19 protein-coding genes and 1 riboswitch are annotated in these 21380 nt (G+C 56.3%); of the genes, 17 read left to right on the forward strand and 2 right to left on the reverse strand.

Translation table 11 applies throughout. The features are described from left to right. Window positions 1–73: 73 nt before the first annotated feature. Window positions 74–1186, reverse strand: coding sequence for a glycoside hydrolase family 88 protein (locus ACFO9Q_RS14550; protein WP_379183244.1), 1113 nt, complete (start codon window positions 1184–1186; stop codon window positions 74–76). 122 nt (window positions 1187–1308) lie between these two features. Here ACFO9Q_RS14550 and ACFO9Q_RS14555 point away from each other — a divergent pair, with 122 nt between their 5' ends. The 14 genes from ACFO9Q_RS14555 (at window position 1309) to purN (ending at window position 16047) form a co-directional block, all read left to right on the forward strand. After that, the gene (locus ACFO9Q_RS14555) at window positions 1309–2181 is read left to right on the forward strand and encodes a helix-turn-helix domain-containing protein (protein WP_379183246.1); all 873 of its coding nucleotides are present in this window, start codon (window positions 1309–1311) and stop codon (window positions 2179–2181) included. A gap of 31 nt (window positions 2182–2212) precedes the next feature. Then, window positions 2213–2782: a nitroreductase family protein gene (locus ACFO9Q_RS14560; protein WP_379183301.1), complete on the forward strand. Its 570-nt coding sequence runs from the start codon at window positions 2213–2215 to the stop codon at window positions 2780–2782. Window positions 2783–2964: 182 nt separating this feature from the next. After that, on the forward strand, window positions 2965–3456 hold the full coding sequence (locus ACFO9Q_RS14565; protein WP_379183248.1) for a MarR family winged helix-turn-helix transcriptional regulator: 492 nt from the start codon (window positions 2965–2967) through the stop codon (window positions 3454–3456). 7 nt (window positions 3457–3463) lie between these two features. Further along, window positions 3464–5095, forward strand: a complete 1632-nt coding sequence (locus ACFO9Q_RS14570) for an MDR family MFS transporter (RefSeq protein WP_379183250.1) — start codon at window positions 3464–3466, stop codon at window positions 5093–5095. A gap of 255 nt (window positions 5096–5350) precedes the next feature. After that, window positions 5351–5453, forward strand: a riboswitch (purine riboswitch). Window positions 5454–5596: 143 nt separating this feature from the next. Beyond that, complete coding sequence (purE, locus tag ACFO9Q_RS14575) at window positions 5597–6082, forward strand: 5-(carboxyamino)imidazole ribonucleotide mutase (RefSeq protein WP_379183252.1); 486 nt, start codon at window positions 5597–5599, stop codon at window positions 6080–6082. Then, entirely contained in the window at window positions 6079–7332 is a 1254-nt protein-coding gene (gene purK, locus ACFO9Q_RS14580; RefSeq protein ID WP_379183254.1) for a 5-(carboxyamino)imidazole ribonucleotide synthase, read from the forward strand. Before purE ends, purK begins: the two co-directional genes overlap by 4 nt. A gap of 7 nt (window positions 7333–7339) precedes the next feature. After that, window positions 7340–8638 carry an adenylosuccinate lyase gene (gene purB, locus ACFO9Q_RS14585; protein WP_379183256.1) on the forward strand — a complete coding sequence of 433 codons (1299 nt, stop codon included), beginning with the start codon at window positions 7340–7342 and terminating at the stop codon, window positions 8636–8638. A gap of 16 nt (window positions 8639–8654) precedes the next feature. After that, window positions 8655–9548 carry a phosphoribosylaminoimidazolesuccinocarboxamide synthase gene (locus ACFO9Q_RS14590; RefSeq protein ID WP_379183258.1) on the forward strand — a complete coding sequence of 298 codons (894 nt, stop codon included), beginning with the start codon at window positions 8655–8657 and terminating at the stop codon, window positions 9546–9548. A gap of 50 nt (window positions 9549–9598) precedes the next feature. Further along, window positions 9599–9844: a phosphoribosylformylglycinamidine synthase subunit PurS gene (gene purS, locus ACFO9Q_RS14595; protein WP_379183260.1), complete on the forward strand. Its 246-nt coding sequence runs from the start codon at window positions 9599–9601 to the stop codon at window positions 9842–9844. Between the two features lie 3 nt (window positions 9845–9847). After that, on the forward strand, window positions 9848–10543 hold the full coding sequence (gene purQ, locus ACFO9Q_RS14600) for a phosphoribosylformylglycinamidine synthase subunit PurQ (protein WP_379183262.1): 696 nt from the start codon (window positions 9848–9850) through the stop codon (window positions 10541–10543). After that, entirely contained in the window at window positions 10521–12767 is a 2247-nt protein-coding gene (gene purL / locus ACFO9Q_RS14605) for a phosphoribosylformylglycinamidine synthase subunit PurL (protein ID WP_379183264.1), read from the forward strand. The genes purQ and purL overlap by 23 nt, the downstream gene beginning before the upstream one ends. Beyond that, window positions 12749–14233, forward strand: a complete 1485-nt coding sequence (gene purF, locus ACFO9Q_RS14610; protein ID WP_379183266.1) for an amidophosphoribosyltransferase — start codon at window positions 12749–12751, stop codon at window positions 14231–14233. The genes purL and purF overlap by 19 nt, the downstream gene beginning before the upstream one ends. Window positions 14234–14374: 141 nt before the next feature. Continuing rightward, window positions 14375–15418: a phosphoribosylformylglycinamidine cyclo-ligase gene (purM, locus tag ACFO9Q_RS14615; RefSeq protein WP_379183268.1), complete on the forward strand. Its 1044-nt coding sequence runs from the start codon at window positions 14375–14377 to the stop codon at window positions 15416–15418. After that, window positions 15418–16047 carry a phosphoribosylglycinamide formyltransferase gene (gene purN, locus ACFO9Q_RS14620; protein ID WP_379183270.1) on the forward strand — a complete coding sequence of 210 codons (630 nt, stop codon included), beginning with the start codon at window positions 15418–15420 and terminating at the stop codon, window positions 16045–16047. The genes purM and purN overlap by 1 nt, the downstream gene beginning before the upstream one ends. Before the next feature lie 582 nt (window positions 16048–16629). Here the strand turns inward: purN and ACFO9Q_RS14625 are convergent. Further along, window positions 16630–16947 (reverse strand): hypothetical protein, encoded by a 318-nt coding sequence (locus ACFO9Q_RS14625; protein WP_379183272.1) that lies wholly within the window; start codon window positions 16945–16947, stop codon window positions 16630–16632. Window positions 16948–16990: 43 nt separating this feature from the next. Between ACFO9Q_RS14625 and purH the strand changes: the two genes are divergently transcribed. The 3 genes from purH to ACFO9Q_RS14640 all read left to right on the forward strand — a co-directional run bounded on the left by purH (window position 16991) and on the right by ACFO9Q_RS14640 (window position 21361). Continuing rightward, complete coding sequence (purH, locus tag ACFO9Q_RS14630; protein ID WP_379183274.1) at window positions 16991–18541, forward strand: bifunctional phosphoribosylaminoimidazolecarboxamide formyltransferase/IMP cyclohydrolase; 1551 nt, start codon at window positions 16991–16993, stop codon at window positions 18539–18541. Between the two features lie 103 nt (window positions 18542–18644). Beyond that, window positions 18645–19913, forward strand: coding sequence for a phosphoribosylamine--glycine ligase (gene purD / locus ACFO9Q_RS14635; RefSeq protein WP_379183276.1), 1269 nt, complete (start codon window positions 18645–18647; stop codon window positions 19911–19913). Window positions 19914–20239: 326 nt separating this feature from the next. Next, complete coding sequence (locus ACFO9Q_RS14640; RefSeq protein ID WP_379183278.1) at window positions 20240–21361, forward strand: polysaccharide deacetylase family protein; 1122 nt, start codon at window positions 20240–20242, stop codon at window positions 21359–21361. Window positions 21362–21380: the final 19 nt, after the last annotated feature.

Consider the following 21380-nt stretch of genomic DNA (forward strand, 5'->3'; position numbering starts at 1 on the left):
ATGCCAATAGCCGCAAGCGGAGCATACCGCTTGCGGCTATTACCATGTATTCGGCAACAAGGTTGCCTGCGCGCTAGAATATATTCCGCTGCCAGCCTGCCAGCTTGGCATAGGCCTCTACATAGTAGTAGTCGCCGTAGATAAGTGACACGTTAATATTCTGACCTCCCGGCTTATTCCCCGTTCCCCCTAGCAGTATCGCTTCATGCTCCAAGTTGTCTAGCGCGCTGTAGTTGTCTGTCAAGGATTGCAGCATCTGCTCAGCCTTCCTCTTGTAGAAGCGAGACTCAGCTGGAGGCACATGCAGGGCGATCTCGAGCAAGCCGGAGGCTGCTATAGCGGCTGCTGACGTATCGCGCGGCTCATCCGCAGCCGGCTCATCCACACGGAAGTCCCAATGGGGAACATGGTCATCTGCAAGCGATGCGAGGAAGAAGTGGGATACCCGCTTAGCCGCATCGAGGTAGTGAACGTCCTTCGTATACTTGTACGTGTTGGCGAAGCCGTAGATAGCCCACGCTGCACCGCGGCTCCATGCGGATCCGACTCCGAAGCCTTGGCCGCCGATGGATTCAATCGCTTCACCCGTCTCCGGATCGAAGGAGACGATATGGTTGACGGATCCATCGGGACGAATGAATTGCTCCAGTGAGGTATTCGCATGCTTGACGGCAATATGCTTATACCTGGGGTCTCCTGTCTCGTTAGACGCCCAGAAGAGCAGCGAGATATTCATCATGCAGTCTATAATGGCCCAACCCGGATTATGGTTCCAGGCACGGATGAACCCTCCTGCAGCATTGAAGCGTCCAGCTAGGAAGTTCGCTGCCTGCAGCCCTCTGCGCCTGCCGTCCTCATCGCCGGTAATCGAGTGCTTAATGACGGCAGTTGCCAAGAATTGGAATCCTACATCGTGATGCAGATCATGGGCAGGCCTACTCAGCCACTGTTCAATATCCTCATCCCACCGGAAGGCGGCTTCCTTGTAATGGTCCTTACCCGTCATATCATGCATAATCCACAGCAGCCCAGGCCAGAATCCGGAAGTCCACCAGTCGGTGGAGAGGTTGTCATACTTCCCGTCCTCCTTGGCTACATGCGGGCTCTTATCCCCAATGAGCTCTATCATGCGGTCTACCTTAAGCTCCAGCTTCTCCATTACGGACCGTGAGCCAACTTCAATCATCGTAACAATCCCTCCAAGATCATGATGACGTCATTGTACCGTACAACCTCACTCTGAAAGTTGAAGCGTAATGTGCTAAAATGTTGTTAGGTTGTCATGTTCATGAAGGAGCGCGGACAAAAATGAGAATGATGATGGAGCAGGTTAGAATCGATAGGGGCTCACTTGGGATGAGTTATCGCAAGTATACGGAGCAGCCGTTCGAAGGGTATTACCACAGCCATCATGTCGGTGAACTTCTCTATATCCACCAGGGCAAGGGTAAGGTTATTGTAGGCGGGCGAACGTATGACATGAAGGCTGGCATGCTCTTCTACTTCCAGCCGTTCCAGCTTCACAGAGTCCATGCGGATATAAGCGCGGACGCTCCTTATGTACGAACGATTATTCATTATGTACCATCAATGGTAGAGAAGCATCTGCAGGCTGCGCCTCTGCTGCAGCAATTCTACCTTCATCTATGGCAGGATAAGCTGGATGTGCAGGGCTACGATCTGGGTACAACTGCCTCTTATATGGAAGCGCTATGCAGGTATTATTCCGATCGGCTGCAGCAAGCGTCGGCTGCGGAGCTGGAGGAGGTTGTCGGCCTCTTCTACACGCAGCTGGTTGAGATCGTTAGGCCCTTCGATTCGGGGGCGGGAACAAGTATGGACACGGGGATATCACGAGTCCAGCGGTATTCGGAAGTCATAATGCAATGGGTGGAGAAGCATTACAGAGAAGAATTCCATCTGGACCTGCTGGCGGAGTCTATGCACTTGTCCAAGTTCTATGTGTCTCGAATATTCCGTCTGGAGACAGGGAGCTCCATTACGGACTATATGATGGCTTATCGGCTGAAGGAAGCTTGTCTGCTGCTCCATTCGACTTCGCTCTCCATCGAGCGAATTGGAGCTGAGGTAGGTATGAAGGATACATCCTACTTCATACAGATGTTCAAGAAGCATATTGGCGTTACACCGCGGCAGTATCGAGTTAGAGGGGATAATTAGAAGGAGGAATAACGAGATGAACAAGATGAGTATGAGCTTGGAAGAAGCGATACGAACAAGGCGTACGATCGGGCGTGTGAAGAAGGATCCCGTGGAGAGGGCAGTCATTGAGAAGCTGCTGGAGGCCGCTTGCTGGGCGCCTTGCCATCATCATACGGAGCCATGGCGCTTCATCGTCATGACTGGCGAAGGAAGGGCGAAGCTGGGAGAGGGCTATGCCCGGGTTGCGATGTCTGAGATGGCAGGCAGCACAGACTCGCTTGAAGAGAGGCTGCTGAAGGAGAAGGGCAAGGCTTACCGTGCACCGGTTGTCATTGCGGTAATCTGCTCGCCCTCTAGCGATGCTAAGGTGAACCGGATAGAGGAGCTTGCTGCGGCTCATGCTGCTACGCAGAATCTGCTGCTCGCCGCGCATGCTGATGGACTCGGGGCGATCTGGCGCTCGGGTGACCCGATGTATCATCCGCTCATGAAGGAGACCTTCGGTCTGCAGCCGCAAGAGGAGATCGTTGCGCTCGTCTATCTGGGTTACCCGGAATTGGCTCTGCCTGCAGGCAGACGTACAGCGCCGGCTGCCAAGACGACTTGGCTGGAAGAATAGGCTGCCATTATAGCCATTATCATATCGCTCCGCCATGACATCATGGCGGGGCTATTTATTTATACTCCCTCTTATTCACATTGACTCTGCAGCTCCATCAGCGTTATAATGCTAAATACTTCACTTATAATTATCTTAGTACTAAATTAATAGTCGGCGCAGCAAGAAAGGAGGGAATGGCTATGTCGGCAATCGATCAGAATGATCTTACTCAGCAGCTGACTGAGCAGTCAGGCTACAATGCGGGTCTAATGGAAGTGTCGACACTATTCCGTACACTAGTCAAGAGAGTATCCCAAGAATGGAATAAGCGAATCCAAGGCAACTTGTCCTTCTCACAATTCAAGATTATTTTCAGGCTGCACTGCAATGGTCCGCAGAAGGTATCGGAGCTGGCGCAGTCGCTCAATATTACTTCTGGGGCAGTCACAGGTGCTGTGGATAAGCTGCTAAGTGGGGGCTATGTGAGTCGAGAGCGTGCAGAGGATGATCGCAGAGTCGTCTATATTACGCTCTCAGAACCAGGCCGAGAGATGATTGAATCGGTGCTGGTCGAGCAGAAGGAAGCCATCACGGACTTCTTCGGCGGACTGCCTGATGAAGACATGGAGCATCTGAAGCGTATATTCACGGACGTGTTGCAGAAGATAGACAATAGACAACAAGAGGAGTAGAGAAATAATGGAACACCTGACACCGAAGCGCAAGCTTACGATTATGATTGCCATCATCTTCGCGATGTTCTTCGCAGCTATCAATCAGACGATTGTATCGACGGCTATGCCTACGATTCTGGCAAGATTGAATGGCATGGACTATTACACATGGGCAATTACCATCTATATGCTCACTTCAACGATTGCAACCGTACTAGTCGGCAAGCTGTCGGACATCTACGGACGCAAGCCGTTTATTCTGGCGGGTATCGGTTTTTTCATGGTGGGGGCGTTCCTTACCGGCTTGTCCGAGACCGCACAGCAGCTCATCACCTATCGTGGCATTCAAGGGGTAGGGGCTGGCATTATTATGGCCACCGCCTTCACCGCAGTAGGGGATCTATACCCGCCTCGCGAACGGGGCAAGTGGACGGGCGTCATGACGGCGGTATTCGGCTTCTCCAGCGTCATCGGGCCAACTCTTGGCGGATATATCGTGGATCATCTCGCTTGGCACTGGGTGTTCTGGATCTTCCTGCCGCTGGGCATCGTCGCCTTCATCATGATCTTAACCCTGTTCCCGAAGGTAGACCGCAAGGCCTCAGAGTCGATCGACTACTTAGGATCACTCTTCCTGACTACCACCATTGTCCCTCTGCTGCTGGCCTTCTCCTGGGCGGGCTCCAAGTATGAATGGGGCTCCAGCGAGATTCTGTGGCTGTTCGCGGCGACGCTAGTCTCCCTGCTTATCTTCTTATATGTAGAGACACGTGCGAAGAGTCCCGTCATGCCGCTATCGCTGTTCAAGAATAAGCTTGTCACCCTGTCGAATGTCATCGGCTTCCTCATGAACTTCGGCATGATGGGGGCGCTCATCTACCTGAGCTTCTTCGTGCAGGGAGTGCTTGCGATCTCTCCAACCTATGCCGGGTATGTGACGATGCCGATGTCCATCGGAATGGTCATTACAAGCGCGCTTGGCGGACAGCTCATCTCCAAGACGGGCAAGTACAAGCGGTTCGCCTTAATGGGCATGCCGATTATGGTAGTGGGTATGGCGCTGATGATTGTGATGAACAGCGTCTGGATGGCCGTACTCAGTATGATTATATTCGGTCTCGGCTTAGGACTAGGCATGCCTGTGTTCTCTCTAGTCGTGCAGAATGCTGTACCTCACAAGGAGCTTGGCGTGGCTACAGGGACGATGCAGCTCTTCCGTAATATGGGCGGTACGATAGGTATTGCAGTCATGGGCTCCGTGCTCAGCTCCTCCTTGAAGCATCATATGGAGGATGCCGTGAAGTCAGGACAGGGCGTTGACTTCTCCAAGCTGGATCCGAAGGTTGCGGAGCAGCTTGCCGCCTTCCAGAATCCGCAGATGCTGACAGATCAGAAGAAGCTTGAAGCGATACACCAGAGCTTGCCTCAGGATCTTCAGCCCATGTTCGTTAAGCTCGTTGATTCACTCCGAGATGCGCTCAGCTCATCCTTATCGACTGTATTCTTAGTCGGTACGCTTATTCTTGTCGTTGCACTGGTGCTTACTTTCTTCATTAAGGAAGTGCCTCTGCGCACGACGAATCAGACGCCTCTTACCGAGGTGAAGAACGACAAGGAAGGGGCTCCGCGGAAGATCGGGGAACCAGCCTCGGACTAACATCAGCTATGAAGAAGGGCAGCTCATGAGCCGTAATTTCGGTTCTTGAGCTGCCTTTGCTTCTGGCAATCTGTATGGCAAGAGTGAATGGTTATTTGTATGATTTAATCTCGACAAGCAGGAATTGGTTTATATTTGCAAAAAGCGAACTTTAACTGTTTCCTTTCTGTTTAATGTTCGTCTTTTGGCGTTGACAAGGGAAGTGGGGCTTGTTAAACTATAGAAGGTCTTAGAAGGACCGGAACCTTTCAATTATATAATTTTGTAATTTATACTCGTATAATGTCGGGAATATGGCCCGATGAGTCTCTACCCGAGAACCATGAATTTTCGGACTACGAGCTTTTCAAGGGGCGGGGACTTCCGCTCGCGGAGCAGTCTGCGCTTGCCCCTGGGAGGCCCTGAGTCCCGCGACATCGGATGATCCGTTGTCTCCGGGACTTTTGTCGTTATTTAAGAGTGATACACTACATTCAACCAAGCAAAGGTGGGTTCAATCGCATGTCTGCGACAGTTGGCGTCATCATGGGCAGCAAATCGGACTGGGATACAATGAAGTTAGCCTGCGATGTACTTGATGAATTGCAAATACCGTATGAGAAGAAGGTCGTGTCCGCGCATCGGACGCCGGATCTCATGTTCGAATACGCGGAATCAGCAGCAGAGCGGGGCCTTAAGGTCATTATCGCGGGTGCTGGCGGAGCCGCACATCTACCCGGCATGGTCGCTGCGAAGACGATCTTGCCGGTTATTGGCGTTCCGGTGAAGTCCTCGAATCTGAACGGGCTCGATTCTCTCCTCTCGATCGTTCAGATGCCTGGCGGCATCCCGGTCGCTACAGTAGCTATCGGCAATGCAGGCGGTACGAATGCGGGCCTATTGGCAGCTCAGATCTTGGGTGCATTCGATCCGGAGGTGCAGGCTCGCGTGCAGGCACGGCGGGATCGCATTCAGCAGGAAGTGCTGGCAAGCGGTGAGACGCTATGAGCCGAGAGGTTACAGCAGCAGGGTGGCAGGGTGAGGGGCAGACCTCTCAGACAGGCAATGAGCCGGGACAGGCTGCGGAGCAAAAGGTCATTCTGCCAGGCAGCACGATTGGCGTGCTGGGCGGCGGACAGCTGGGCCGGATGATGGCGCTGGCTGGAAGCGCGATGGGCTATCGCTTCGTCACGCTGGATCCGACAGCGGACGGGCCATGCGGCCAAGTAGCCGAGGGGATCGTTGCGGCTTACGATGATCGGGAGGCCGCTCGGGAGCTGGCCGCGAGATCGGATGTCATCACGTACGAGTTCGAGAACGTCGATGCGGAAGTTGCGGCCATGTTAATGAAGGAATCTTATGTGCCGCAGGGAAGCGAGCTGCTCTATACGACGCAGCATCGGCTACGCGAGAAGCGCGCGATCGAGGCGGCGGGTGTAAGAGTAGCACCGTACCGTGAGATTCGAAGCAGCGTAGAGCTGCTCGAAGGCGTCCGGCAGTTCGGCCTTCCGTGCGTGCTTAAGACCGCAACCGGCGGTTACGACGGCAAGGGTCAGTGGGTCGTGCGCGCTGAGAGCGAAGTGGAAGAAGCTTATGCGACACTCGCACGCTCTGGCGCTGAGCTGGTGCTCGAGCAGTTCATTCGCTTCGAGCGGGAGTTGTCGGTCATCGCAGCAAGGAGCCCGCACGGTGAGGTGAAGGCCTTCCCCGTGTCGGAGAACATCCATGTTGAGAACATTCTGCATCTGTCCATCGTACCCGCCAGGGTGGATGAGCAAGTTCAGCGTGAGGCGGAAGCACTGGCGATTCGAATTGCTGAGGGGCTTGGCGTCGTGGGGCTCATCGCTGTAGAGCTGTTCCAGACCGCGGATGGCGAGCTGTTCGTCAACGAGCTGGCGCCGCGCCCGCACAACAGCGGCCACTACACGATGGAAGCCTGCCGCACCTCGCAGTTCGAGCAGCATGTACGCGCGGTATGCAACCTGCCGCTGGGCGACCCGTCACTCATGACGCCGGTCGTCATGGTGAACGTGCTGGGGCAGCATGTGGAGCCGGTCATCCGGCGAATGGCAGCAGCCGATGAGGCAGCAGCAAGGCTCGGCGCAGAGCCGAAGCTTCACCTGTACGGCAAGAAGGATGCAGTCCACAAGCGCAAGATGGGACATGTGAACGTGCTCGCTTCCTCCGTGGAAGCCGCACTTGATTGGATAGAAGAGACAGGAATATGGACCGAAGAGATAACCAATTGGAAGGTGTGAAGGGTACATGTTAGAGCGTTACAGCAGACCTGAGATGAGAGCAATCTGGACCGAGGAGAACAAGTTCAAGGCATGGCTGGAGGTTGAGCTGTGTGCTTGTGAAGCTTGGTCAGAGCTTGGCGTTATTCCGAAGGAAGACGTCGAGGCGCTGCGCCGCGGAGCAAGCTTCAACATTGACCGCATCTACGAGATCGAGCAGGATACGCGCCATGACGTAATCGCCTTCACTCGTGCGGTGTCGGAGACCGTAGGACCTGAGCGCAAGTGGGTGCATTACGGCCTGACTTCCACGGACGTTGTAGATACGGCTCTTGGCTACCTGCTTCTTCAGGCGAACCAGATCCTTACGAAGGACATCGAGCGCTTCATCGCGATTCTGCGTGAGAAGGCCGTTCAATACAAGGATACACCGATGATGGGCCGTACGCATGGCGTTCATGCCGAGCCGACGACCTTCGGTCTGAAGATGGCGCTGTGGTACGAAGAGATGAAGCGGAACCTGGAGCGGTTCCAGCATGCGGCGAAGGGCGTTGAGTATGGCAAAATGTCCGGAGCCGTAGGCACTTACGCCAACATCGATCCATTCGTGGAGACCTTCGTCTGCGAGAAGCTGGGCATTACGGCAGCTCCTATCTCGACCCAGACGCTGCAGCGTGACCGCCACGCGGAATATATGGGAACGCTGGCTCTCGTTGCGTCCTCGCTGGACAAGTTCGCGACCGAGATTCGCGCCCTGCAGAAGAGTGAGTTCCGCGAGGTGGAAGAGCCTTTTGCCAAGGGGCAGAAGGGCTCCTCGGCAATGCCTCACAAGCGCAATCCGATCGGCTGCGAGAACATCTCCGGTCTGTCCCGTGTCATTCGCGGCCATATGCTGACCGCCTATGAGAACGTTCCGCTCTGGCATGAGCGCGATATCTCGCATTCCTCCGCAGAGCGTGTCATCCTGCCGGATGCGACGATGCTGCTCAACTATATGCTGAATCGTCTTGGCAACATTATTAACAACCTTCAAGTGTTCCCGGAGAACATGAAGCGCAATATGCAGCGTACGTTCGGCGTTCCGTTCTCGGGCCGCGTCATGACGAAGCTGATCGACAAGGGCTTCTCCCGCGAGCAGGCATACGACACGGTTCAACCGCGTGCGATGCAGGCTTGGGAAGAGCAGCGCCAGTTCCGTGACATTATCTCGGAGACGGCAGAGATTACGAATGCCCTATCTGCGGAAGAGCTGGATGACGCGTTCAACCCGGCATGGCATCTGAAGCATGTCGATACGATCTTCACGAAGCTCGGCTTGAACGAATAGGGGAGGCACGAGAGAGATGGGAGCACAAGCGTTGTCTACGGCGGCCGACCTCATTAAGGCGCCGCTCATCTATAAGGGCAAGGTTCGCGAGCTGTACGACCTTGGCGAGCACTTCCTCATCGTCGTGACGGATCGCATCTCCGCCTTCGACTATGTCCTTGATCCGGCCGTGCCGGAGAAGGGCAATGTGCTGAACCGGCTGTCGGCCTTCTGGTTCGAGCAGACCGCTCAGCTAGGCCCGAACCATGTCGTTCACACCGATGTCGACCGTCTTGGCGACATCGTGACGGAGCCAGAGCGTCTCCGCAATCGCATCATGGTGACGCGCAAGGCAGAGCGCATCGACATCGAATGTGTCGTGCGCGGCTACATTACCGGCGGAGGCTGGCGTCAGTACCAGCAGACCGGCGAGATTAACGGCATTGCGCTGCCACCTGGCATGCGCAAGAACGAGCGGTTCCCGCAGCCGATCTTCACGCCGGCTGCGAAGAATGATGTCGGTCATGACGAGGATATCCCGTTCAGCCGCATGGAAGAGCTGGTCGGCGCGGAGCTCGCCGCCGAGCTGCGTGAACGCAGCCTCGCGCTGTACGAGTACGCGCACGGCTACTGTGCCGAGCGAGGCATCATCCTCGCCGACTGCAAGTTCGAGTTCGGCCTGATCGACGGCCAGGTGATCTTGATTGACGAGATCTTCACCCCGGATTCCTCACGCTTCTGGGCGGAAGGCAACTATGCCTTCGACATCGAGATCGACAGCATGGACAAGGAGCCGGTGCGCACCTACCTGCTCGGCTCGGTCTGGGACAAGAACTCGAAGCCGGATCCGCTGCCTGACACTGTCGTTGAAGCAACGACGAAGCGCTACCTGGATATCTACCGCCGTCTAACCGGCACGGAACTGAAGTAGAACTAACCTAATCTAGAACCCTAATTCACATATCACGGAGGTCATTGGTCATGATGAGAGCAACCGTCTACGTTACGATTAAGCAGAATGTATTGGATCCACAGGGCACAGCTGTTCAGGGCGCGCTGCATTCGATGGGATTCGCGGAAGCAAGCAAGGTTCGCATCGGCAAGTATCTGGAGCTTGAGCTGGACACGACGGATCGCAGCGAAGCAGAGAAGCGCGTGAAGGACATGTGTGAGAAGCTGCTGGCGAACACGGTTGTCGAAGATTATCGCTTCGAATTGGAGGGCTAATCCATGAAGTTCGCAGTACTCGTATTCCCAGGCTCCAACTGTGATATCGACTGCTTCAAGGCTGTGGAGGATACTATCGGCCAGGAAGTCGACTACGTATGGCACACAGCAACGGACCTCTCGGCCTATGACGCGATTCTCGTGCCGGGCGGCTTCTCCTACGGCGACTATCTGCGTTGCGGCGCAATCGCTCAGTTCGCTCCAGTCATGAATGAAGTGAAGAAGGCTGCAGCAGCCGGCAAGTACATCCTCGGTATCTGCAATGGGTTCCAGATTCTAACCGAAGCGGGCCTGCTTCCAGGCGCTCTGCTTCGCAACAGCGAGCTGAAGTTCCGCTGCCATCAGTCGGCACTCGAAGTCGTGAACAGCGCGACGCCGTTCACGAATCAATATACGCAAGGCGAGATCATCAACATCCCTATCGCTCACGGCGAAGGCAACTACTTCTGCGACGAAGCAACGCTTGCCCAACTGGAGAGCAATAATCAGATCGTATTCCGCTATGCGGCAGGAACGAACCCGAACGGTTCCCTGGGCGACATCGCCGGAATCTGCAACGAGCAAGGCAACGTCGTCGGCATGATGCCGCATCCCGAACGCGCAATTGACCAATTGCTCGGCTCCGAGGACGGCAAGCGGATGTTCACATCAATACTGAATGCATGGAGGGAACAACATGGCGCAGCAGTTAACAGCTAAGGAACCGACAGCGGAGCAGATCGCCGAGCAGCGCATCTACACCCAATTCGGAGTAACAGATTACGAATATGAACTAATCTGCGGATTCCTCGGCCGCAAGCCGAACTATACCGAGATTGGCGTATTCAGCGTCATGTGGTCGGAGCATTGCTCCTATAAGAACTCCAAGCCGATCCTTCGCAAGTTCCCGGTAACCGGACCGCGTGTCCTGATGGGTCCCGGCGAAGGCGCAGGTATTGTAGACATCGGCGACAACCAAGCGGTTGTATTCAAGATCGAATCCCACAACCACCCTTCAGCGGTCGAGCCTTACCAAGGCGCAGCAACGGGTGTTGGCGGCATTATCCGCGATATCTTCTCCATGGGAGCACGTCCGGTTGCGCTGCTGAACTCGCTGCGCTTCGGCAATCTCGAGAATGAGCGCGTGAAGTATCTGTTCGAGCATGTTGTATCCGGTATTGCCGGCTATGGTAACTGTATCGGTATCCCAACCGTAGCAGGCGAAGTGATGTTCGACGAGAGCTACGAAGGCAATCCGCTCGTGAACGCGATGTGCGTCGGTCTCATTGACCACGACAAGATCCAGCGCGGGGTAGCGAAGGGTGTTGGCAATCCGGTGTTCTACGTAGGACCTGCGACGGGCCGCGACGGCATTCACGGAGCGACCTTCGCTTCCGTCGAGCTGTCTGAGGAATCCGAAGAGAAGCGTACCGCGGTACAAGTCGGCGATCCGTTCATGGAGAAGCTCGTTATGGAAGCGACGCTTGAGCTGATCGACTCCGGCATCGTGCTCGGCATTCAAGATATGGGTGCAGCGGGACTTACCTGCTCCTCCGCAGAGATGGCGTCCAAGGCGGGCAACGGCCTGGAGCTGTACCTCGACGAGGTGCCTCAGCGCGAGACGGGCATGACCCCTTACGAGATGATGCTCTCCGAGTCGCAGGAGCGGATGCTGTTCGTCGTTGAGCCTCAGCATGAAGCTCAGGCGAAGGAGATTTTCGACCGGTGGGGCATTATCTGTGCGAAGGTTGGCAAGGTTACGGATGACGGACGTCTGCGCTTGTTCCACCAAGGCGAGCAAGTGGCTGACATGCCGGTGAAGGCGCTCGTTGACGAGTGCCCGGTCTATGACAAGCCGTCCCAAGAGCCTGCTTACTACGCAGCTTCGGCATCCATCAACACAGCAGCTTACAATGAGATTACTGACCTGACGGCCGCTCTGGAGAAGGTGCTGGCTTCCCCAACCGTAGCGAGCAAGGAATGGGTCTATAACCAATATGATTACATGGTTCGTACGTCAACGGCGGTTCAACCGGGCTCGGATGCTGCGGTCGTAACGATTCGCGGCACGCGCAAGGCGCTGGCGATGACGACGGACTGCAACGGACGTTATGTATATCTGGATCCTGAAGTGGGCGGACGGATTGCGGTAGCGGAAGCAGCACGGAACATTGTGTGCTCCGGCGCAGAGCCGCTTGCCATCACGGACAACCTGAACTTCGGCAATCCGGAGAAGCCGGAAGTATTCTGGCAGCTGGAGAAGTCGGCAGACGGTATGTCCGAGGCTTGCCGCGTGCTCGAGACACCGGTTATCGGCGGGAACGTATCCCTGTACAATGAGAACGCGAAGGGCGCGATCTACCCGACGCCAGTCATCGGTATGGTCGGCCTCGTGCATGACATCGACCATATTACGACGCAAGGCTTCAAGAGCGAAGGCGACGTAGTTATCCTGCTCGGCGAGACGAAGGCGGAGTTCGGCGGCAGCGAGCTGCAGTACGTGCTGAAGGGCCAAGCGGAGGGACGTCCTCCAGAGATTGATCTCGCAGCTGAGAAAAAACTGCTAAGCGGCGTACTGTCCGCCATCCAAGGCGGCCTAGTTGCTTCAGCGCATGACCTGTCCGAGGGCGGTCTGGCAGCAGCGGTTGCCGAGTCCTGCATCTCCGGCGGCATCGGCGCAAGCGTGAACGTGGTCACGGATCTTCGTCCGGACCATATGCTGTTCAGTGAGTCGCAGTCCCGCATCCTGTTGTCGGCGAAGCCAGAGCAGGCAGCTAAGCTGCAAGCTCATCTGTCCGAGCATGGCATCGTGAATGCTGTAATCGGCACGGTCGGCGGCAGCAGCGTGACCATTAACGTCAATGGCAAGTCCGGGGTGAATGCACCGGTTAAGCAACTGGAGAAGGTCTGGAAGGATGCGATTCCATGTCTGATGACAAAATAACGTCTGAACCGCAGCTGTGGTCTGGCGACTACTATAACGAAGGCATTGGCCGCGATGATATGTTCGACAAGCTGAGAGAGGAGTGCGGCGTATTCGGGGTGTTCGGTCACCCCGACGCCTCCTCCTTGTCTTATTATGGCCTGCATGCGCTGCAGCATCGGGGCGAGGAGAGCGCGGGGATCGCAACCGTAGACTCCTCCGAGCCAGGCAGCTTCGCTTACCACCGCGGCATGGGGCTGGTCAAGGAAGTGTTCGACAAGGACCGTCTGGACTCTCTTCCAGGCGACCGCGCCATCGGACATGTTCGTTACTCCACAGCGGGGGCGAGCAAGCTGGCGAATGCGCAGCCGCTTATCTTCAAGTACCGCGACGGCGACCTTGCGGTCGCGACGAACGGCAACATCGTGAACGCACCCGAGATTCGCCGGGAGCTGGAGAGCCAAGGCTCGATCTTCCAGACGACGAGCGATACCGAGGTTGTAGCTCACTTAATCGCCCGTTCGAAGAAGGACTTCGTCACCGCAGCGAAGGAAGCTCTGCAGCGTATCGTCGGCGGATTCGCCTTCCTGCTCATGACGAATGACAAGCTGCTGGTCGCTTCTGACCCGCACGGTCTGCGTCCGCTTGTGATGGGGCAGCTTGGAGACGGATACGTATTCTCCTCCGAGTCCTGCGCCTTCGAAGTAATCGGCGCGGAATATGTCCGCGACGTTCAACCTGGCGAGCTTCTCGTGCTCGACGAGTCCGGGATGCGGACGGAGCATTATGCAAGAGTGGAGCGCAGAGCGACTTGCGCGATGGAATTTATATATTTTGCAAGGCCGGATAGTGATATTAATAATGTGAATATTCATTCCGCGCGCAAGCGGATGGGCCAGCAGCTCGCCATTGAATCGTTCGTCGATGCGGATATCGTAACGGGTGTTCCGGATTCGAGTATCTCGGCGGCGATCGGCTTCGCTGAGCAGACAGGCATCCCTTACGAGCTTGGACTGATTAAGAATAAGTATACGGGACGGACGTTCATTCAGCCTTCGCAGGAGCTTCGTGAGAAGGGCGTGAAGATGAAGCTGTCCGCCGTTCGCAAGGTCGTTGAGGGCAAGCGTGTCGTCATGATCGATGATTCCATCGTTCGCGGTACGACGAGCATGCGCATCGTGAACCTGCTTCGTGAAGCAGGAGCAACCGAGGTTCATGTGCGTATCACATCGCCTCCGTTCAAGAACCCTTGCTACTACGGCATTGATACGCCTGACCGCAAGGAGCTGATCGCTTCTTCACGGACGGTGGAAGAGATTCGCCAGCAGATTAACGCGGATTCGCTGTTCTTCCTAAGCAATGAAGGCTTCATCGGCTCGGTTGGTGCCAATGACGATGCGTACAAGGGCGGCATGTGCCTCGCTTGCTTCGACAACGACTACCCGACCCCGGTCGATGAGGAATCGGATAAGAGCTGCAGCTGTTAGAGGGCGGGCGGTATCCAACAACACCCCTCCTCTGCAGCATGGGAGCTGCCAATAGCATAGTAATCTAGAAGTGCGGGATGTACACGGGACCGATTGCTGGTCCGTGCGGCAAGTATAGGATGATATAAGGAGTGGACGAGTGTGGCAGAGGCTTACAAGAAGGCTGGCGTCGATATCGCGGCAGGCAACGAAGCGGTAGAGCGGATGAAGAAGCATGTGAAGAGGACGTTCCGGCCTGAGGTGCTGACGGAGCTTGGCGGCTTCGGCGCCCTGTTCGGCCTGAACAAGGACAAGTATGACGAGCCTGTGCTTGTATCCGGTACGGATGGCGTCGGCACGAAGCTTAAGCTTGCTTTTGCAATGGACAAGCATGACACGATTGGGATTGACGCGGTAGCGATGTGCGTGAACGATATTATCGTTCAAGGCGCGGAGCCTCTGTTCTTCCTGGATTACCTGGCTACTGGCAAGGTTGAGCCTGAGAAGATCGAGCAAGTCGTTGCAGGCATCTCCGAAGGCTGTGTTCAGGCTGGCTGCGCGCTGATTGGCGGCGAGACGGCTGAGATGCCGGGCATGTACCAAGGCGACGAGTATGACATTGCCGGCTTCACGGTTGGGATTGTGGATAAGAAGAAGATCATCGACGGCTCCACGATCGCTCCTGGCGATGTTGTGCTGGGCTTCGCATCAAGCGGGATTCACTCGAATGGCTTCTCCCTCGTACGCCGCTTGCTCCTCGAAGAGTGCGGCTACGCGCTGGATGCGGCTCTTCCGGAGCTGGACGGCAAGGTACTGGGCGATGTGCTGATTGAGCCGACTCGCATCTATGTGAAGTCCGCTCTGAAGCTGATCGACAGCGTACAAGTGAAGGGTATGGCTCATATTACAGGCGGCGGCTTCATCGAGAACATTCCGCGCGTGCTGCCAGCAGGCGTGAACGTGAATGTGGAGTACGGCTCATGGCCGATCCTGCCGGTGTTCAAGCTGATGCAGGACAAGGGCGAGATTACGAACCGCGATATGTTCACGACGTTCAACATGGGGATTGGTCTGGTCGTTGTTGTGCCAGCTGAAGCAGCGGATGAAGCGCTCCGTATTGCCCGTGAGCTTGGCGAAGAAGCTTACCGCATCGGCACCGTTACGGAAGGCGACCGGATCGTAACATTCACGGGAGCGGACGTGTAATGGCTGGATTGCGTATAGCCGTATTCGCATCAGGGCAGGGAACGAACTTCCAGGCTCTGGTCGATGCGGTGCAAGAGGGGAAGCTCGATGGGTCCATCGAGCTTCTTGTCTGTGACAAGCCGGAGGCGCCGGTCGTGGGGCGGGCGGTGGCAGCAGGCGTGGATACGCTGCTGTTCCGTCCGAAGGAATACCCGTCTCGCGAAGCTTATGAGACGGAGATCCTTGCCGAGCTGCAGCGCCGCGGCGTCGAGCTCGTGGTGCTCGCGGGCTACATGCGGATCATCACCGCTGTGCTGGTGGAGCCGTACTATGGCCGGATGATTAATGTGCATCCGGCGCTCTTGCCCTCGTTCCCTGGCGTGAATGGGATCCGCCAGGCTCTCGAGTACGGGGTGAAGGTGACGGGGGTCACCGTTCACTACGTTGACGGCGGCATGGACAGCGGACCGATCATCGCGCAGCAAGCCGTTGAAGTGCAGGCAGGCGACGATGAAGCGTCGCTGGCCTTGCGCATTCACGCCGCGGAGCAGGGGCTGCTGCCCCGCTGCGTGCAGTGGATCGCCGCCGGCCGCGTCCGGCTGGACGGGCGGCGGGTCGTGGTCTCCGCCGCGGGCGCTGCGGCGGAGTAGGCGGCGGCGCGCTGCCGCGCACGCGCAGCGGCTGGCTTCTCAGACGCATGCTGCACACGCGGCGCAAGTGAACTAGCCCTATGCTGCAGCATCAGAATGTGATGCTGCAGCAGTCGGAGCAGGCTAGTGAGGAGCTATAGCATCACAATGTGATGCTGCAGTAGCTGGAGCAGGCTAGTGAGGAGCTATAGCATCACAATGTGATGCTGCAGCAGTCGGAGCAGGCTAGATTGGAGCTATAGCATCACAATGTGATGCTGCAGCAGCTAGAGCAGGCTAGTGCGGAGCTATAGCATCAGAATGTGATGCTGCAGCAGCTGGAGCAGGCTAGTGTGGAGCTGTAGTATCAGAATGTGATGCTGCAGCAGCTGGAGCGGGCTAGATTGGAGCTATAGCATCACAATGTGATGCTGCAGCAGTCGGAGCAGACTGGTGCGGAGCTATAGCATCAGAATGTGATGCTGCAGCAGCTGGAGCAGGCTAATGTGGAGCTATAGCATCAGAATGTGATGCTGCAGCAGCTGGAGCAGGCTAGAGTGGAGCTGTAGTATCAGAATGTGATGCTGCAGCAGCTGGAGCAGGCTAGAGTGGAGCTGTAGCGCCAAAATCTGGCGCTGCAGCCCCGGCGAGGCCGCCAGCAAGGGTCATAGCGCCAAAATCTGGCGCTGCAGCCCCGGCGAGGCCGCCAGCAAGGGTCATAGCGCCAAAATCTGGCGCTGCAGCCCCGGCGAGGCCGCCAGCAAGAGCCATAGCGCCAAAATCTGGCGCTACAGCCCCGGCGAGGCCGCCAGCAAGAGCCATAGCGCCAAAATCTGGCGCTGCAGCCCCGGCGAGGCCGCCAGCAAGGGCCATAGCGCCAAAATCTGGCGCTGCAGCCCCGGCTGAGCCGACGATTTTCATACACTAAATCTAAAATTACACCTATATGGGAGGGGTTCTTGCAGTGGCTATTCGCAGAGCGTTAATTAGCGTGTCGGATAAGACGGGGATTGTGGAGTTCTCACGTGAGCTTGCTAAGCAGGGCGTGGAGATTATATCGACGGGGGGCACATTCAGCCTCCTACAGAAGGAAGGCATCCCGGTCATCGGCATCTCTGATGTGACGGGCTTCCCTGAGATATTGGACGGCCGCGTTAAGACGCTGCATCCAGCGGTGCACAGCGGACTGCTGGCGATTCGCGACAATGAAGAGCATCGCCAAGTGATGGAGGAGCTGAAGCTCGACTACATCGACCTCGTCATCGTGAATCTGTATCCATTCAAGCAGACGATTGCGAAGCCGGACGTGGCTTACGAGGATGCCATCGAGAACATTGACATCGGCGGGCCGACGATGCTGCGCTCAGCAGCGAAGAACCATGCGTTCGTTACCGTCGTTGTCGATGCGGCGGATTACGGGACTGTACTCGAAGAGCTTCAAGCGAGCGGCGATACCACTCTTGAGACGCGCAAGCGCCTGACCGCGAAGGTGTTCCGTCACACCGCAGCCTACGACGCGCTAATCGCAGATTATCTGACGAAGCAAGTGGGCGAAGAGCTTCCTGAGAGCTACACCGTCACTTATGAGAAGCTCCAAGACCTCCGCTACGGTGAGAATCCTCATCAGAAGGCCGCCTTCTACAGCAAGCCGCTCGCAGCTTCCGGCACCATAACAACAGCGGAGCAGCTGCACGGCAAGGAGCTCTCCTACAATAACATCAACGACGCGAACGCGGCGCTTGCCATCGTGAAGGAATTCACGGAGCCTGCGGTCGTTGCCGTGAAGCATATGAACCCATGCGGCGTAGGCATTGGCGAGGATATCCACCAGGCCTATCAGAAAGCCTACGCAGCCGACCCAACCTCTATCTTCGGCGGCATCGTAGCTGCGAATCGGACCATTGGTGCGGATACAGCAGCGCTTCTGAATGAGATTTTCCTAGAGATCGTCATTGCTCCAGACTTCACGCCTGAGGCGCTTGAGATTCTCACGAAGAAGAAGAATATCCGCCTCATGAAGCTCGGCTCGGACTTCACAGCAGCAGCAGAGCGTAAGTCGGAATTCAACGTTACTTCCGTAGATGGCGGCATGCTGGTGCAGCAGTCAGATGTTCACTCGCTTACCGAGGCAGACCTGCAGTTCGTAACGAACCGCAAGCCGACGGAAGAAGAGCTGAAGCAGCTCCTCTTCGGCTGGAAGGTCGTGAAGCATGTGAAGTCGAACGCCATCTTGCTAGCGGCAGACAACATGACGGTCGGCGTAGGCGCAGGCCAGATGAACCGCGTTGGCGCAGCTCGTATTGCAATCGAGCAAGCCGGCGATAAGGCAGCTGGATCCATCCTTGCATCGGATGCCTTCTTCCCAATGGGTGATACGCTGGAGCTCGCAGCGAAGGCAGGCATTACAGCGGTGATTCAGCCAGGCGGCTCTATTAAGGACGAGGAGTCCATCGCCGTCGCGAATGCGAACAATATCGCAATGGTCATGACAGGCGTTCGTCACTTCAGACACTAATCTATTCTCACTCAGCGTATTAGCTGCCGGCAGCCCCGTGAAGGCTTCCTAGGCGTTAATGCGCTGAATGGCTATTAGGACAACACCCAAGGGGGCAGCAATTATGCGGATAATGGTGATTGGCGGCGGCGGACGGGAGCATGCGATTGTCTGGGCGCTAAGGAAGAGCGAGAAGGTGAAGGAAGTGTTCTGCGCACCCGGCAATGCCGGAATTGCACAGCTCGCGGAATGTGTTCCGATTGCAGTGAATCAGTTCGACGAGCTCATTCGATTCGCGAAGGATGCGAGTATTGATCTAGTGGTGGTCGGCCCGGATGATCCGCTGGCGGACGGAATTGTCGATGCGTTCGAAGCGCACAGCATTCCAACCTATGGTCCTCGGAAGAACGCGGCTGAGATTGAGGGCAGCAAGATTTTTATGAAAAACCTGCTCCGCAACTACAACATCCCGACCGCGAAGTACGAGACGTTCACCAACTATGAAGAGGCGCTGACGTATCTGCGCCAGCAGGACATTCCGATCGTCATCAAGGCGGATGGACTGGCGGCGGGCAAGGGGGTCACAGTTGCTTACTCGATGGAGGAAGCAGAAGGGGCGCTTCGCTCGATGATGGTGGACAAGGTGTTCGGCGCATCCGGCGACCAGATCGTCATCGAGGAATTCCTCGAAGGCCAAGAGATGTCAATCCTCGCATTCGTGGATGGCGAGACGGTTCGCGCTATGGTGCCGGCCCAGGACCACAAGCCGGTCTACGATCACGACAAGGGTCCGAACACAGGCGGGATGGGCACGTATTCCCCGCTGCCGCATATCGATCCTGCACTCGTTGAAGATGCGATCGAGAACATCATTAAGCCGACCGCTCGCGCAATGGTCAGCGAAGGCCGCCCGTTCCGCGGCGTACTGTTCGCAGGTCTGATGATGACGAAGCACGGGGTCAAGACGATTGAATTCAATGCACGAATGGGTGATCCTGAGACGCAGGTCGTGCTGCCTCGCTTGCAGACGGATCTCGTTGATATTATTCTAGCCTCCCTTAACGGCAGGCTGGAGGATCTCGAGATTAATTGGAGCGATGAAGCCGCAGTCTGTGTCATTGTTGCCTCGGAAGGCTATCCAGCCTCCTATCCGAAGGGCCTGCCGATTACAGGTCTAGCGGAAGCCGAAGCCTTGGGCGCATTGGTGTTCCACGCCGGAACGGCAGAAGATGCCGAAGGCCGTATCGTCACGAACGGCGGACGTGTCCTCGGCGTCGTCGGGCGCGGACGCGACATCGCCGAAGCTCGCAAGCGTGCATATGAAGCCGTATCGGTCATCCACTTCGACGGTATGCACAGTCGGACGGACATCGCAGCGAAGGCGCTTCAATAGTACGGCTCCTCCACAACCGCCGCCCCTCTCGGAAGAGAGAGGCGGCGGTTTTTAATCGTTGTGCGTCGCGTCAATCCCCCTTTTTTTCTCCTTTTGCTCACTATCCCCTTCGTTCAGGAACTGGAATTCCCGCGCGCTTGATGCGATACATATTCATTGTAATTATTGCTGAGTTAGCGGGATAGTGTTCTAGTTCCGTCTCCTTGCCAGCGATGTATGAGAGAGCCATGTCGCAATCTAGTATTTCATGTTACTAGTTTGTAACTCCTTGGAGGTTCCCGCCGTCTATGATTAAGACAACAGCTAGGAAATAGAGGGTGATGGGAATGAGAAGGATGAAGAGAGTGCGACGAGACAGAAGATGGGGAAGACTGATGAAGGTGAGACTCAGCCGGAGGAGCCTGCTGCTCGGGATGATGGTCTCCCTATTCATATGGGTAGCGGGGTGCTCGGCCAGCCAGCCATTCGGGCTGCTCGCTGCCCTGCAAGCGAATGATACTAGTCAGGATGGCGGAACGGGGCAGAGTGCAGTATCGCCTGAGACGACGGATCCTTCAGTGTCACCGAGCCCGCAGCCGGATGATAGCCCATCGGCCGAATCGTCTCCCGATCCCTCTCCGAATCCAACTGAAGGACCGGACGGTCCGCCGCTTGAGGGTACTCCAAGTCCGGACAGTGGACAGAGCCCGCCGCCGACTAAGCCGCCGGCACCATCGGTATCCCCGCCGTCAACGGATCGGCCGAATGCATCAGACGGGCCGAAGCCAACCGGGAGCCCGACCAGCCCAACCAATCCGACCAGCCCGACCAGTACGACCAGCCCAACCAAGCCTCCTGGCCCAACCAGACCGCCCGCTGATGGGAAGCCGTCCATGGAGAACAAGACCGTCGCCATCACCTTCGATGATGGACCGGATTATCGTTATACACCTGCCATACTGGATATATTGAAGGAGAACGGCGTGAAGGCGACCTTCTTCGTCGTTGGCACACAGGTGAAGAGAGAACCCCAAGTGCTGGAGCGCATCGTTAAGGAAGGCCATGCCATTGGCAATCATACATTCGATCATAAGGACTTAACGAAGCTTAGCAAGGCTCAGATCTTGAAGCAGATGAAGGATACAGATGCCCTAATCAAGCAGACTGTAGGCTTCACCCCGACGATGTTCCGCGCTCCATACGGAGCCGTATCAAGCGCCGTCAAGCAAGTGATGGCAGAGCAGAAGCGCCAGCTGGTAGGATGGACCGTCGACACGCGCGACTGGGCAGGGACGTCCCCGGCGGATATGATTGCCCATATTAGCAAGGAGACGAAGCCTGGTGGTATTATATTAATGCACTCGTTCGGCAGCAAGCATATTGCCGGTACGGTAGAGGCGCTGCCTGAGATCATAGCTGCTCTGAAGCAGAAGGGCTATTCCTTCGTCACCGCTGACAAGCTGGTCTAACGAAGGCAGCATTGGAGGA

The sequence above is a fragment of the Paenibacillus sp. GCM10023252 genome, from assembly GCF_042653305.1.
Classification (GTDB): Bacteria; Bacillota; Bacilli; order Paenibacillales; family Paenibacillaceae; genus Pristimantibacillus.

What these genes read in the sequence shown, in the direction of transcription:
- purK (WP_379183254.1), top strand. Translation starts at nt 6,079, where the DNA reads ATGAGCCGAGAGGTTACAGCAGCAGGGTGGCAGGGTGAGGGGCAGACC.
- ACFO9Q_RS14640 (WP_379183278.1), top strand. Translation starts at nt 20,240, where the DNA reads ATGAGAAGGATGAAGAGAGTGCGACGAGACAGAAGATGGGGAAGACTG.
- ACFO9Q_RS14590 (WP_379183258.1), top strand. Translation starts at nt 8,655, where the DNA reads ATGGGAGCACAAGCGTTGTCTACGGCGGCCGACCTCATTAAGGCGCCG.
- purF (WP_379183266.1), top strand. Translation starts at nt 12,749, where the DNA reads ATGTCTGATGACAAAATAACGTCTGAACCGCAGCTGTGGTCTGGCGAC.
- purB (WP_379183256.1), top strand. Translation starts at nt 7,340, where the DNA reads ATGTTAGAGCGTTACAGCAGACCTGAGATGAGAGCAATCTGGACCGAG.
- purD (WP_379183276.1), top strand. Translation starts at nt 18,645, where the DNA reads ATGCGGATAATGGTGATTGGCGGCGGCGGACGGGAGCATGCGATTGTC.
- ACFO9Q_RS14555 (WP_379183246.1), top strand. Translation starts at nt 1,309, where the DNA reads ATGAGAATGATGATGGAGCAGGTTAGAATCGATAGGGGCTCACTTGGG.
- ACFO9Q_RS14560 (WP_379183301.1), top strand. Translation starts at nt 2,213, where the DNA reads ATGAGCTTGGAAGAAGCGATACGAACAAGGCGTACGATCGGGCGTGTG.
- purQ (WP_379183262.1), top strand. Translation starts at nt 9,848, where the DNA reads ATGAAGTTCGCAGTACTCGTATTCCCAGGCTCCAACTGTGATATCGAC.
- ACFO9Q_RS14550 (WP_379183244.1), bottom strand. Translation starts at nt 1,186, where the DNA reads ATGATTGAAGTTGGCTCACGGTCCGTAATGGAGAAGCTGGAGCTTAAG.
- ACFO9Q_RS14565 (WP_379183248.1), top strand. Translation starts at nt 2,965, where the DNA reads ATGTCGGCAATCGATCAGAATGATCTTACTCAGCAGCTGACTGAGCAG.
- purN (WP_379183270.1), top strand. Translation starts at nt 15,418, where the DNA reads ATGGCTGGATTGCGTATAGCCGTATTCGCATCAGGGCAGGGAACGAAC.
- purE (WP_379183252.1), top strand. Translation starts at nt 5,597, where the DNA reads ATGTCTGCGACAGTTGGCGTCATCATGGGCAGCAAATCGGACTGGGAT.
- ACFO9Q_RS14570 (WP_379183250.1), top strand. Translation starts at nt 3,464, where the DNA reads ATGGAACACCTGACACCGAAGCGCAAGCTTACGATTATGATTGCCATC.
- purL (WP_379183264.1), top strand. Translation starts at nt 10,521, where the DNA reads ATGGCGCAGCAGTTAACAGCTAAGGAACCGACAGCGGAGCAGATCGCC.
- ACFO9Q_RS14625 (WP_379183272.1), bottom strand. Translation starts at nt 16,947, where the DNA reads ATGAAAATCGTCGGCTCAGCCGGGGCTGCAGCGCCAGATTTTGGCGCT.
- purS (WP_379183260.1), top strand. Translation starts at nt 9,599, where the DNA reads ATGATGAGAGCAACCGTCTACGTTACGATTAAGCAGAATGTATTGGAT.